The organism is Claveliimonas sp., from assembly GCF_037273965.1.
Lineage (GTDB): Bacteria > Bacillota > Clostridia > Lachnospirales > Lachnospiraceae > Claveliimonas > Claveliimonas bilis.
Genome location: NZ_JAYAZJ010000087.1, coordinates 1 through 12,756 on the forward strand (window position 1 = coordinate 1; position 12,756 = coordinate 12,756).

A 12,756-nucleotide genomic window follows, 5' to 3' on the forward strand; every position below is an offset into this window, starting at 1 on the left:
AAACCGATAAACTGATTTCGAGTCAGCCCCGTTACGGCCACTTCGGTACGTCTCCTCGTTCATGCTGTCAGGTCAGGGAATGCATTCTCTGGCATAACAGCAGGAATATTATAACACGTCTGGACGGATTGGAAAAGGGAGAAAATCTATTTTTTCTTCCTGAAAAAAGAAAAGCGTGACCGCCGTTCTTCCTCACCGATTGCCAGGAGTTCGTCGTACGCCCGGCGCATTTCCCGTTCTCGTTTTTCCCGGACATGTTTTGGAGGGATATTGGCATATTTGGGATAATGCTCTTCCTCCTCTTCGTTTTTTTCCTGCTTAGGAGCAGAGTCCGGCAGGCGGAACTTTTTACGGCATGTATCGCAAAGAGCATAGCCTGGAGACTTTTTGCTCATCCTTAAGGGATTTCCACATTTTGGACAATTCATTTTCAAAACCTCCTCACGGAAAACAGTATAGCACAAGTTGGAAAGATTTTCACAAAAGAAACATAAATTACTGGTATACTGTACTTGAAGGTAAGTGGGCTCTTTTGGATTTCTATACGGTGAATAGAGAAATCCGGTTGCAATTACCTGAAATATTGCAGATAATAGATAATAACAGAGGAGGTGGCTTTTGTGGATCAGATAAAAGTTTTAGTAGTGGATGATGAAAGCCGTATGCGCAAGCTTGTCCGGGATTTCCTTGAGCGGGAAGGATATAAGGTCCTGGAGGCAGGCGACGGTATAGAGGCTATGGATATATTTTATGAAAATAAGGATGTCTGTCTTATTATTTTGGATGTTATGATGCCGAAGATGGATGGCTGGCAGGTGTGCAGAGAGATACGGCAGTCTTCTAAAGTACCGATCATTATGCTCACGGCACGTTCTGAAGAAAGAGATGAACTCCAGGGCTTTGATCTGGGAGTAGACGAGTATATATCAAAACCTTTCAGCCCGAAGATCCTGGTTGCCCGTGTAGAAGCAATTCTTAGACGTACCTGCAGCGCGGCAGAGGAAGATGCATTGGAAGCAGGCGGGATCCGGGTTGATAAGACAGCCCATATTGTCACCATAGATGGAGAGAATGTGGACTTAAGCTATAAGGAATTTGAGCTTCTTGCCTATTTCATGGAGAATAAAGGAGTGGCTCTTTCCAGAGAAAAGATTTTGAACAATGTTTGGGATTACGATTATTTTGGAGATGCCAGAACCATAGATACTCATGTAAAGAAGCTTAGAAGCAAGCTGGGAGACAAAGTAGATTATATTAAGACTGTGTGGGGCATGGGATATAAATTCGAGGTGGACTAGATGAAATATTCAATTCGCAAGCAGATGATAGGGATTTTTGTGGGCCTTATTGTCTGTATGATAATCGGTCTTTTTATTATCAATGCTTTTTTCCTGCAGCCCTATTATGTAGAAAACAAAAAAGAAAGCTTTGTTAAAATGTACGATGATATCGGAAAAGTTATGGACGATGGGAATATCCAGAATGATTCTGTCAGGAACACATTGGCCTATACAGCGGAACGATATAATTTTTCCTATATGGTATATAATTTTGCGGAGCGTCAGGGCTATTCCAATGTCAGGGATACAGAAAAACTGCTGCAGCAGCTGACAGGAGTTCTTCTGAATCAGCCGGGAAGCCAGATGCTGGAGAAGACGGACTCTTATCAGATCATACGATTCAATGATGTGGACAGCGGTTCAGAGTACCTGGCTCTCTGGGGAGAAATGGGAAACGGATATAATATTTTCATCCGGAGCCCTATTGAAAGTATTAGGGAAAGCATTATGCTCTTTGACCGTTTTCTTCTTTTAGTGGGGACAAGCGTGATTGTGGCAGGCATTCTATTTGTGTGGTACTTTTCGAGAAGGCTGACAGAGCCCTTGATGGAACTTACCGCACTGTCGGTCAGGATGGCGGACCTTGATTTTGATGCCAAATATACAAGCGGCGGTAAAAATGAGATCGGTGTTCTGGGAGAGAATTTTAATGTGATGTCACAGAAGCTGGAAGAGGCGGTTTCTGAATTGAAAAGCGCCAATTACCGTCTGCAGCAGGATATCGAAAAAAAGGAAAAGCTGGAGAAAATGAGAACAGATTTCATGGGAAATGTTTCCCATGAGCTTAAAACCCCGATTGCCCTTATACAAGGATATGCGGAAGGGCTGAAGGAAGGGGTCAGTGATGATCCGGAGAGCATGCAGTTTTATTGTGATGTAATCATAGACGAAGCAGACAAAATGAATCAGATGGTAAAAAATCTCATGACATTGAATCAGCTGGAGTTTGGAGATCAGGATATCCAGTTTGAGAGATTTGATCTGACAGAGCTTATTAAAGGCGTGCTGCAAAGTATGGAAATACTGATCCAGCAAAAGGATGCGAAGATCCAGTTCAGAACCAAGGAGCCGGTCTATGTATGGGCGGATGAATTTAAGGCGGAGCAGGTGCTTCGTAATTACGTCAATAATGCGCTCAACCACCTGGATGGGGATAAGGTGATTGATATAAAAATTCTCTGTCATGATGAGAAGGCAAAAGTAACGGTATTCAATACAGGCATTCCGATTCCGGAAGATGATCTTCCCCATATATGGGAGAAATTTTATAAAGTGGACAAGGCTCATACAAGAGAATATGGCGGAAATGGTATAGGGCTTTCTATTGTAAAAGCGATCATGGATTCCTTTCATCAGGAATACGGAGTCAATAATTATGATAATGGCGTGGAGTTTTGGTTTGAGCTGGACAGAAAATAACCGGTGCAGTCATAGCATGCTTATACAGCGCCGGAAATAGAAAGGACAGGAAAGAGAATGATAGCGATAATTGATTATGATGCGGGGAATATCAGAAGTGTGGAAAAAGCGCTGAACTTCCTTGGACAGGAAGCGATAGTTACGAGGAAGAAGGAGCAGATTCTGGGAGCAGATAAGGTCATTTTGCCGGGCGTAGGATCTTTCGGTGATGCCATGGATAAAATACGTCAGTATGGCCTGGAGAAAGTGATCCGTCAAGTTGCAGAAAACGGAACTCCGTTTCTCGGCATTTGCCTGGGACTTCAGCTGCTTTTTGAGAGCAGCGAGGAAAGCCCCGGCGTTCAGGGACTTGGCATACTGAAGGGGCGGATACTGAAGATTCCGGAAACGGAAGGGCTGAAGATTCCCCATATGGGATGGAATACTCTGAAGCTCCAGGGAAACGGCAGACTTTTTCGAGGCCTTCCGGAGGATCCTTATGTCTATTTTGTCCATTCTTATTATCTGCAGGCGGCAGAAGAAGAGATCGTAACGGCAGTAACGGATTACGGTATCAGGATTCATGCTTCTGTGGAAAAAAATAATGTGTTTGCCTGTCAGTTCCATCCGGAAAAAAGCAGCAGCACAGGACTTGCCATTTTGAAGAATTTTGTAGAGTTATAAAACGGAGGAGAGAAGCATGCATACAAAACGAATCATTCCCTGTCTGGATGTTCATGGCGGGCGGGTAGTCAAAGGTGTGAATTTTGTGGATCTGAAGGACGCAGGGGATCCGGTGGAGATTGGAAAAGCTTACGACCAGGCAGGGGCAGATGAACTGGTATTTCTTGACATTACCGCGTCTTCAGACCGAAGAGCTACTGTGGTGGATATGGTGCGCAAAGTGGCAGAAACAGTATTTATCCCCTTTACCGTAGGAGGCGGGATCCGGACTGTGGAGGACTTCCGCGCGATCCTGCGGGAGGGAGCGGATAAGATCTCTATCAATTCTTCGGCAATCCAGACGCCGGAACTGATCTCGGCAGCGGCAGATAAATTCGGCAGCCAATGCGTTGTTGTCGCTATAGATGCCAAAAAGAGAGCGGACGGCAGCGGCTGGAATATCTACAAGAACGGCGGGCGTATTGATGTGGGGATTGACGCTGTAGAATGGGCTTTGAAAGCGGAAAAACTGGGGGCAGGAGAAATTCTCCTTACCAGTATGGACTGTGATGGGACGAAAGCGGGATATGACCTGGAGCTGACAAGAGCTATTGCGGACGCAGTGCGTATTCCGGTGATCGCATCCGGCGGCGCCGGTACATTGGAGCACTTCAAAGAAGCTCTGACGGAAGGGGGCGCGGATGCGGTGCTTGCGGCTTCCCTGTTCCATTATAAAGAACTGGAGATACGGGAAGTAAAAGAATATTTGAAAAAAGAAGGGATTTCGGTGCGCCTGTAAAGGCATCAAAACGGACGAAAGAGAAGGAGGATACGATGGCTGCAATATCAAACGACTGGCTGGAAGCATTAAAAGGAGAATTTGGCAAAGCCTATTACAGGCAATTATTCGAGACTGTAAAAAAGGAGTATGCAACTCATTTGATCTTTCCCCCATCTGACGATATTTTTAATGCGTTTCATTTGACGCCGCTTAAAGAGGTGAAAGCGGTTATTCTGGGACAGGATCCCTATCATAATGTGGGGCAGGCCCATGGGCTTTGTTTTTCGGTGAAAAAAGGTGTGGATATTCCCCCTTCTCTTGTGAACATTTATCAGGAGCTTCACGATGATCTGGGCTGCACGATTCCGGATCATGGCTGTCTTGAAAAGTGGGCCAGGCAGGGGGTGCTGATGCTGAATACTGTTTTGACTGTACGGGCTCATCGGGCAAATTCTCATCGGGGAATCGGTTGGGAGGAATTTACAGATGCGGCGATCCGGGTGTTGGATCAGGAAGACAGACCCATTGTGTTCATCTTGTGGGGGGCGCCGGCACAGAGGAAAAAGGCAATGCTCCACAATCCGAAGCATCTGATTCTGGAAGCGCCTCATCCCAGCCCGTTGTCTGCATACAGAGGATTTTTTGGAAGCAGACCGTTCAGTCAGACTAATGCCTTTCTGGAAAAGAACGGAATGGAGCCTATTGACTGGCAGATAGAGTAATAAAGAAATGCCAGAGAGTGATATATCTGGCAGGACAGGGGGAAATATGGAAGAGAACAGATATGATCTGGTAATTATTGGGGCAGGACCTGGAGGATATGTGGCCGCTAAAAAGGCAGCAGAACTGGGAATGAAAACAGCCGTGATCGACAGGGGGCCTGCAGGAGGAACCTGCATGAACAGAGGATGTATTCCGGCAAAAGCGCTTCTTCATGCCGCAACTTTGTACCGGGAAATGAGAGAGTGTGAGAAGTTCGGACTTCATGCGGAAAATATCAGTTTTGATCTTCAGAAAATATATGAGTATAAAGATTGGGCATCGGAACAGATGCGGTCAGAACTGGAAAAGGATTTTGAACGCCTGGGCATTGATATGATCTATGGAAATGCCGTGCTTCAAAAGAATAAAACTGTGAAGGTTGCCAGGGAGGACGGAAGCAGCCTTCTCCTTGCCGGAGATAAGATCCTCATTGCTGCCGGGGCCAAAGCGAAGCTGGCAGATATCCCGGGGATGGAGCTTCCGGGAGTGGTTACAAGTGAAGAACTTCTTGTCAGCAAGGCCCATAAATACGAAAATATGCTTATCCTGGGAGGGGGCGTGATCGGTCTGGAACTTGCCACTGTATTCCAGGCGCTTGGTACAAATGTGACCGTAATAGAAATCTCCGACCGGCTGCTCCCCAATATGGACCGAGAATTTTCAGATGCGCTGGAACAGATTTTGACAAAAAGAGGAATCCGGATTTATAAAGAAAGCATTCTCGAGCGGGTGGAAAAAAAGGGAGATCTTCTGGGATGTCGATTTGTGCATGACGGAAAGAACAAAGAAGAGTCGGTGGATGTAGTACTTGTGTCTGTGGGACGCGCGCCGGCCACAGAGGGTCTTTTTGAAGCGGATGTTCCTATCAAACTGGAAAATGGGAAAGTTGTGGTGGATGAATTTTACCGTACCAGCATGCCGGGAGTCTATGCGGTAGGTGATGTGACCGGAGGAATACAGCTGGCCCACGTGGCTTCTGCAGAGGCTACATATGTAGTGGAGAGAATGAATGATAAAAGAGCGTCAGTGATTCTTTCCATGGTTCCGGGTGGCTTGTTTACTTCAGTTTCGATCGTGCCAAGCTGTCTTTATACAGACCCGGAAATCGCTTCTGTGGGGCTGACGGAAGAGGAAGCGAAGAGAAAGGGAGTGCCGGTAAGGTGCGGGAAATATATCATGGATGGAAACGGACAGTCTATTATTGCAGGCGGAGAGGGCGGATTTATCAAAGTGCTCTTTGCAGCGGACAGCGATGAGCTTTTGGGAGCGCAGATGATGTGCCCCAGGGCAACGGATATGATTGGAGAGCTTGCCACGGCTCTTGCCAACGGTCTGACAAGCTCCCAGCTTATGTATGCAATGCGTGCCCATCCTACATTCAATGAGGCAATTTCATGTGCTGTGGAGGACAGCAGAAAGGCCGCTGTTACCCGATAGTCGGGTGCAGCGGTTTCTTGTGTGAAAATAAAGTCATTCCTCTATTGACAACAGGGAAAAAATGTGTTTATATTAAAGCATGAACATATGAACAATCATTCATATAAAGATAAATTTGAAGTCAGTCAGAGGAGGGATTCGCATGTCGGAAGAAAAAATGCAGGCAGAACAGGAACACTGCCATTGTGAAGGAAAATGCAGCCATGAAGGACACAGCCATGCTCATGGAGACCATCACCATGGAGATCATCACCATGGAGATCATCACCATACAGAAGTAATACACACAGGACATGAGTTTGACCATATAGATAAAAAGACGGAGCAGAGAATCTACATTCTGGAAGGGCTGGGATGCGCTAACTGCGCAGCGAAAATGGAACGGCAGATCTGTGCGCTTCCGGAGGTGGAGATGGCGGTTCTTACTTATGCTACCAAACAGCTTAAGGTGGCGGCGAATCATCAGGAGGCACTGCTTCCTAAATTACAGGAGATATGCTCATCTATTGAAAGTGAAGTGACTGTTGTACCAAAAGAAGAGGAAAAGCCTCTTCCCAAAGTGAAGAAAAGTATTTTTGAAGAAAACAAAAAGGAAATTTTGATAATTGCGGCAGGTGCGATTCTTTTTGCGGCGGGAACGATCAGTGAGCATATGGGAATGACTCCCCTGTATCCCGCTATAGGATTTATAGTGGCATATGTACTTCTTGGCTGGGAAATCGTATGGTCAGCGCTGAAAAATCTGACGAAGGGTCATGTATTTGACGAAAATTTTCTTATGAGTGTAGCAACACTGGCGGCATTTGCCATTGGCGATTTCGCAGAAGCTGTGGGAGTTATGCTTTTTTACCGGATAGGAGAACTGTTTGAAGATATTGCTGTTGACAGAAGCCGGTCCCAGATCATGGAAGCAGTGGATATGCGGCCGGAAGTTGTAAACAGGGTGGAAGGCAGCAATGTTTATGAGATTCCTGCAAAATCAGCGGAAGTGGGAGATATTCTCCTTATCCGTCCCGGAGATCGAATCCCTCTGGATGGAACAGTGGCAGAAGGAACAAGCAGGATTGATACCTCTCCGGTAACCGGAGAGCCGGTGCCGGTAGCGGTGTCACCGGGATCTTCTCTTGTCTCCGGATGTGTCAACGAGCAGGGCGTTCTGAAGATGAAAGTTGAGAAAAAATTAAGTGAATCTATGGTCACTAAAATTCTCGATTCGGTAGAGAATGCAGCTGCAAGTAAACCAAAACTGGACCGCTTCATTACCAGATTCGCGAGAGTTTACACTCCCATCGTTGTTCTGGCAGCTGTTTTGACAGCGATTATCCCGTCAATGATTACTGGAGACTGGAACCACTGGATTTATACGGCTATCACGTTCCTTGTTATCAGCTGCCCATGCGCCCTTGTGCTGAGTGTTCCGCTGGCGTTCTTTTCCGGTATCGGAGCAGGATCTAAAAGAGGAATCCTCTTTAAGGGAGGCATTTCTATTGAGGCGTTAAAAGATGTGAAAGCTGTTGTTATGGATAAGACGGGAACGATCACTAAGGGAGAGTTTCAGGTGCAGAGCGTGGTGCCAAAAGGAAGGATCGGGATGGAAGAGCTGCTAAGAAAAGCGGCTGAATGTGAACTGGGTTCGACGCATCCCATTGGAACCAGTATTGTGGAAGCGGCAAGAGAAAAAGGCCTTACCCTGGTACGGCCAAAAGAAGCGGAAGAAATTTCAGGAAAAGGCATTCGTGCAGTGATAGAAGAGCAGGAGGTGCTTTGCGGAAACCGGGCGCTGATGGAGAAGTATCAGGTTGATACCAGGAGTTTTGAATATACAGAATACGGTACGGAAGTTTTGATTGCAGTAAACGGAGAGCTTTCCGGATATATTGTGATTGCGGATGCCTTGAAGGAAGAAGCGGTCAGAGCTGTTGAAACATTGAAAAAAGAACATCTGGCGGCGGCAATGCTGACAGGAGATGCCAGGGACAGTGCCAGGGCAGTGGCAGATGCTGTAGGGCTCCAGGAGATTTATGCGCAGCTGCTTCCGCAGGAGAAATTGGAACATCTGCAGATGATCCGGAAGAAATATGGGCCGGTGATGTTTGTCGGAGACGGCATCAATGATGCGCCGGTTCTTGCGGGAGCAGATGTAGGCGCTGCCATGGGCAGTGGAGCGGACGCTGCTATTGAGGCGGCTGATGTTGTATTTATGACCTCTTCCGTAGAAGCAATCCCCGATTCCATCCGCATTGCTCGGGTTACCGGAAAGATTGCGATGCAGAACGTAGTGTTTGCCCTTGCGATCAAGGCGCTGGTTATGCTTCTCGGATTTTTTGGAGCTGCCAATATGTGGATGGCAGTATTTGCCGACACTGGAGTAGCGATGCTCTGTGTGCTTAATTCAATACGTATATTGTATAGAAAATTTTAAAAACACATTACAAAATTGTTAAGTTCCCCCGGATTTCAGCGAAATAGTTGAAATATCGGGGGTATTTTGGCATAATTAACAAATGAACCAGTATTCACATGATAGCTGTGGAAAGTCAGGAAGGACGGTAGAACATGAAAAGAACAGAAGCAGAATGCTGCGATGTTGTGATGACCCACACAGGTACAGTAGAAGAAGTGAAGAAAAAGATGCCGGGAGATGGAATGATCCATGATCTGGCGGATTTTTATAAAGTATTTGGAGATGCCACGAGAATCCGTATTTTGTGCGTTCTTCTCCAGGCAGAGGTATGTGTCTGCGATCTGGCGGAGATACTCGGAATGACCCAGTCGGCAATCTCCCATCAGCTCAGAGTGCTGAAGCAGATGAAGCTGGTAAAAAACAGAAGAGAAGGAAAAACCGTTTTTTATTCCCTGGCGGATGGACATATTCAGACGATCATCAGCCAGGGTATGGAGCATATTAGCGAATAGAGCTCATATAAATGGGATGAAGAGGATAAAAGGATGGCAAAAGAACTGAAAATAAGGTGGATCATTCTGGCGGCAGGAATCGCGCTTTATGCAGGTGCAGTGGCACTGGTCAGGCTCACTGCCTTTGACAATGAAGTTAAGTTTTGGATTTTTCTTGCTATATATTTGGTGGCAGGATTTGAGTCCTTCCGGGGATTTCAGGAAAATGTCATGCAGAAAAAAATTTTAGATGAGCACTTTCTGATGATCGTGGCTACTGTGGGAGCTCTTGCAGTAGGACATTATGAGGAGGGTGTGGCAGCTATGCTGTTGTTCCAGGTCGGAGGATCTTTGGAGGCTGTTTCTGTGGACAGGACAAAGCGTACCATAGCGAAATATATAGATATCCGCCCCATGTATGCAATACGAAAAGAAGGGGAACAGGAAGTGCAGGTGGAGCCATCCAGCCTGCAGATCGGGGATGTTATTGTCATAAAGCCCGGAGAAAGAGTTCCGGTGGATGCTGTGGTCACAAGCGGCATCACAGCTATGGATACCAAGGCGCTCACTGGAGAGACCGTTCCCCAGACGGTGGGGGTAGGAGACAGGATCTACAGCGGGAGCATCAATACAACCGGTGTAGTAGAGGCAGAGGTAAAGAAATTGTACAAAGACTCCACCGTATCCAGAGTAATGGAGCTGGTCGAGAACGCACAGAAAAGAAAGGCTGATACGGAGAGTTTTGTTCAGCGGTTTACGAAGTTTTATACGCCGGCGGTAACAGCAGCGGCCATATTGATCATGGTAGTTCCGCCTGTGTTTTTACCCGGAGCCCAGTGGAGTACCTGGATTTACCGTGCTATGATCGTGCTGATCGCCGCCTGTCCGGCGGGACTGATCCTGTCGGTGCCGGTAGCTTTTCTTGGCGGGATTGCAGCGGCGGCCCGTCAGGGTATTGTGGTAAAGGGCGGAAATTATCTTGAAATGCTGGCTAAGGCGGACACCTTTGTTTTCGATAAGACCGGAACTCTGACGGAAGGCGTGTTTGAAGTGCTTAAAGTCTATGCGGAATCTTTGACAGAGAGTGAACTTCTGGAGATTACGGCTCATGTGGAGAATTACTCCAACCATCCCATTGCGCAGTCTCTTATGAACGCCTACGGCGGAGAATATGATGCTTCCAGGGTAACCCAGGTAGAAGAGCAGCCCGGATATGGCATCAGCGCCAGGTATGAAGGGAAGAATATCCATATCGGCAACAGCCGAATGGCCGGGCTTTACGGTGTGGAAGTGGATGAAATAGAGACAGAGGACACGGTAATTTACGTTCTTGTAGAAAGCGAATACGGCGGATATATTGTGGTAGGAGACCGGCTCAAGGAAGATGCCAAATGGACCATGCGGACGCTTCGCGAAAAATACCATGCAGTATTGGTTATGCTGACCGGAGACAGCCGGGAAGCCGGAAACGCCGTTGCAAAAGAACTGCATATGGATTATGCTTATACAGAACTGATGCCGGAAGATAAACTGGAACAGATGGAAGAATTTATGCAGTGTCAGTACGAGGCGGAACGGGTTGTATGTGTCGGTGACGGTATCAATGACGCACCTGTTCTTGCCAGAGCGGACGTGGGAATCGCTATGGGCGCTCTGGGAGCTGACGCGGCGATCGAGGCGGCAGATATTGTTTTGATGGAAGATGAGCTTCCCAAGATCGTGGATGCAGTAAGCATAGCGAAAGAAACCGTGCGGGTGGTAGGGCAGAATATCAATTTTGCGCTTGTAATGAAATTTATCGTGCTGGTTCTGGCAGCTGTTGGGTATATTTCCATGTGGGAAGCGGTATTCACTGATGTGGGCGTAATGATTCTGTCTATTATCAATGCGTCCGGAGTGGTAAAATATTGGCAGTAAAACTGCCTGGAACACAGCGGGAGGATAGATTTGGGATGAAACGTTATATAGGAACACTGGCGGCTCTGGCCCTGGCCGGATTCATGCTGACAGGGTGCGGCGACAAAACAGTAGAGGAAGGAGTAAGCCTTCTGGAAGAGCAGGACTACAAGGGAGCGGCGGAATTGTTTGAGCAGGCTGTAGAAAAGGATGAGGAAGACGCAGAGGCACAGAGAGGGCTTGGCATTGCAAAGTGGGAGCTTGAGGATTACGAAGGAGCGCTGTCAGCCTTTGAAAGTGCGCTGGAAAACGGAGGGGACAAGACCGCAGAGATTTATAATCTGATGGGAAACTGCTGTATGAAACTGGATCAGGCGAAACAGGCGCTGAATTACTACCGTCTGGGCCTGGAAGAAGAGGATGCAAGCGATGAACTGAAGCAGGAGATGCGGCTGAATGAGATCGCTGCCTATGAGATGTCGGGAGATATGGAGAGCGCCAAGTCAAAGCTGAAGTCCTATATCCAGGATTATCCTGACGATGAAAAGGCTGCAAAAGAAGCGGAATTTCTGGAGACAAGATAAAAGCAGAAGGGAAAAGAGCATGTTTGAGACGAAGGAAAGGAAAGAAAGAGTCATCCTGGTAGGGGTGAGTGTTTCGGATTATGACGATGTATCGTCTTCCTTAGATGAGCTGGAGGATCTTGCCGAGACGGCCGGAGCGGTGTGCGTGGGACGCCTGATCCAGAAGAGGGAACAGATCCATCCCACTTCCTATCTGGGAAAAGGCAAGATTATGGAGCTTAAGGACCTTTTGTGGGAGACAGAAGCTGACGGGATCATATGCGATGATGAGCTGTCCCCGGCGCAGATCAGCAATTTGAAGGCAGAGCTGGACACAAAGATCATGGACCGTACCCTTTTGATCCTGGACATCTTTGCGGCTCGTGCTTCTACAAGCGAAGGGAAAATCCAGGTGGAGCTTGCACAGCTGAAATACCGGCAGTCCCGCCTTACAGGGCTTGGCACTTCTCTTTCCAGACTGGGAGGAGGAATCGGGACAAGAGGACCCGGAGAGAAAAAGCTGGAAATGGACCGAAGGCTGATCAAGAGCAGAATTTCCAGACTGAATCAGGAGCTTAAGGAGGTCAAGAGACATCGGGAAGTGACAAGGGAGCACAGAAACAGAGAAAATATTCCGGTTGCTGCCATTGTCGGTTATACCAATGCGGGAAAGTCCACGCTTCTTAATTATCTGACAGATGCCGGGATCCTGGCGGAGGATAAATTATTTGCAACGCTGGATCCGACCACGAGAGTAAAAAAGCTGCCGGGAGGACAGAAAATTCTCCTGACGGATACGGTGGGATTTATACGGAAGCTTCCCCATCACTTGGTCGAGGCTTTTAAAAGTACTTTGGAGGAAGCTAGGTATGCAGATATTTTGATCCATGTGGCAGATGTGTCCAGTCCCCAGATGGATGAGCAGATGCATATTGTCTATGAGACGCTGCGGGAACTTCAGGCGCTTGATAAGCCTGTGATCACAGCGTTCAATAAAATCGATACAGCCCGGTGCGAATAT

Annotated in this window: 12 protein-coding genes; 11 read left to right on the forward strand and 1 reads right to left on the reverse strand. The window is 47.3% G+C overall.

The genetic code is table 11. The features are described from left to right. Positions 1 to 146 precede the first annotated feature (146 nt). Positions 147 to 428, reverse strand: a complete 282-nt coding sequence (locus tag WJ238_RS08170; RefSeq protein ID WP_256193097.1) for a TFIIB-type zinc ribbon-containing protein — start codon at positions 426 to 428, stop codon at positions 147 to 149. Positions 429 to 620: 192 nt separating this feature from the next. Here WJ238_RS08170 and WJ238_RS08175 point away from each other — a divergent pair, with 192 nt between their 5' ends. The 11 genes from WJ238_RS08175 to hflX form a co-directional block, all read left to right on the forward strand. Then, positions 621 to 1,298, forward strand: coding sequence for a response regulator transcription factor (locus tag WJ238_RS08175; RefSeq protein ID WP_337606652.1), 678 nt, complete (start codon positions 621 to 623; stop codon positions 1,296 to 1,298). After that, on the forward strand, positions 1,299 to 2,759 hold the full coding sequence (locus WJ238_RS08180) for a sensor histidine kinase (protein WP_337606654.1): 1,461 nt from the start codon (positions 1,299 to 1,301) through the stop codon (positions 2,757 to 2,759). A 57-nt stretch (positions 2,760 to 2,816) separates the two neighbouring features. Beyond that, complete coding sequence (gene hisH / locus WJ238_RS08185; RefSeq protein ID WP_230105235.1) at positions 2,817 to 3,422, forward strand: imidazole glycerol phosphate synthase subunit HisH; 606 nt, start codon at positions 2,817 to 2,819, stop codon at positions 3,420 to 3,422. 16 nt (positions 3,423 to 3,438) lie between these two features. Further along, positions 3,439 to 4,200 (forward strand): imidazole glycerol phosphate synthase subunit HisF, encoded by a 762-nt coding sequence (gene hisF / locus WJ238_RS08190; RefSeq protein ID WP_230105236.1) that lies wholly within the window; start codon positions 3,439 to 3,441, stop codon positions 4,198 to 4,200. 35 nt (positions 4,201 to 4,235) lie between these two features. Beyond that, complete coding sequence (gene ung / locus WJ238_RS08195; RefSeq protein ID WP_230105237.1) at positions 4,236 to 4,904, forward strand: uracil-DNA glycosylase; 669 nt, start codon at positions 4,236 to 4,238, stop codon at positions 4,902 to 4,904. A 46-nt stretch (positions 4,905 to 4,950) separates the two neighbouring features. Further along, the gene (lpdA, locus tag WJ238_RS08200) at positions 4,951 to 6,381 is read left to right on the forward strand and encodes a dihydrolipoyl dehydrogenase (RefSeq protein ID WP_230105238.1); all 1,431 of its coding nucleotides are present in this window, start codon (positions 4,951 to 4,953) and stop codon (positions 6,379 to 6,381) included. Positions 6,382 to 6,523: 142 nt separating this feature from the next. After that, a complete protein-coding gene (locus WJ238_RS08205) occupies positions 6,524 to 8,803 on the forward strand; it encodes a heavy metal translocating P-type ATPase (RefSeq protein WP_337606656.1) in 2,280 nt (759 codons plus the stop codon). 134 nt (positions 8,804 to 8,937) lie between these two features. Then, positions 8,938 to 9,297, forward strand: coding sequence for an ArsR/SmtB family transcription factor (locus WJ238_RS08210; RefSeq protein WP_230105240.1), 360 nt, complete (start codon positions 8,938 to 8,940; stop codon positions 9,295 to 9,297). A gap of 33 nt (positions 9,298 to 9,330) precedes the next feature. Continuing rightward, positions 9,331 to 11,193, forward strand: a complete 1,863-nt coding sequence (locus WJ238_RS08215) for a heavy metal translocating P-type ATPase (protein ID WP_337606657.1) — start codon at positions 9,331 to 9,333, stop codon at positions 11,191 to 11,193. A gap of 35 nt (positions 11,194 to 11,228) precedes the next feature. Further along, a complete protein-coding gene (locus WJ238_RS08220) occupies positions 11,229 to 11,756 on the forward strand; it encodes a tetratricopeptide repeat protein (RefSeq protein ID WP_337606658.1) in 528 nt (175 codons plus the stop codon). Positions 11,757 to 11,775: 19 nt separating this feature from the next. Then, positions 11,776 to 12,756 (forward strand): GTPase HflX (gene hflX, locus WJ238_RS08225; protein ID WP_337606659.1); only part of this gene is annotated, 981 nt, incomplete at its 3' end.

Excerpts from the sequence above, each read along its gene's own strand:
- WJ238_RS08170 (WP_256193097.1), bottom strand. The coding sequence starts at position 428 with ATGAATTGTCCAAAATGTGGAAATCCCTTAAGGATGAGCAAAAAGTCT.
- WJ238_RS08180 (WP_337606654.1), top strand. The coding sequence starts at position 1,299 with ATGAAATATTCAATTCGCAAGCAGATGATAGGGATTTTTGTGGGCCTT.
- hisH (WP_230105235.1), top strand. The coding sequence starts at position 2,817 with ATGATAGCGATAATTGATTATGATGCGGGGAATATCAGAAGTGTGGAA.
- hisF (WP_230105236.1), top strand. The coding sequence starts at position 3,439 with ATGCATACAAAACGAATCATTCCCTGTCTGGATGTTCATGGCGGGCGG.
- ung (WP_230105237.1), top strand. The coding sequence starts at position 4,236 with ATGGCTGCAATATCAAACGACTGGCTGGAAGCATTAAAAGGAGAATTT.
- lpdA (WP_230105238.1), top strand. The coding sequence starts at position 4,951 with ATGGAAGAGAACAGATATGATCTGGTAATTATTGGGGCAGGACCTGGA.
- WJ238_RS08205 (WP_337606656.1), top strand. The coding sequence starts at position 6,524 with ATGTCGGAAGAAAAAATGCAGGCAGAACAGGAACACTGCCATTGTGAA.
- WJ238_RS08210 (WP_230105240.1), top strand. The coding sequence starts at position 8,938 with ATGAAAAGAACAGAAGCAGAATGCTGCGATGTTGTGATGACCCACACA.
- WJ238_RS08215 (WP_337606657.1), top strand. The coding sequence starts at position 9,331 with ATGGCAAAAGAACTGAAAATAAGGTGGATCATTCTGGCGGCAGGAATC.
- WJ238_RS08220 (WP_337606658.1), top strand. The coding sequence starts at position 11,229 with ATGAAACGTTATATAGGAACACTGGCGGCTCTGGCCCTGGCCGGATTC.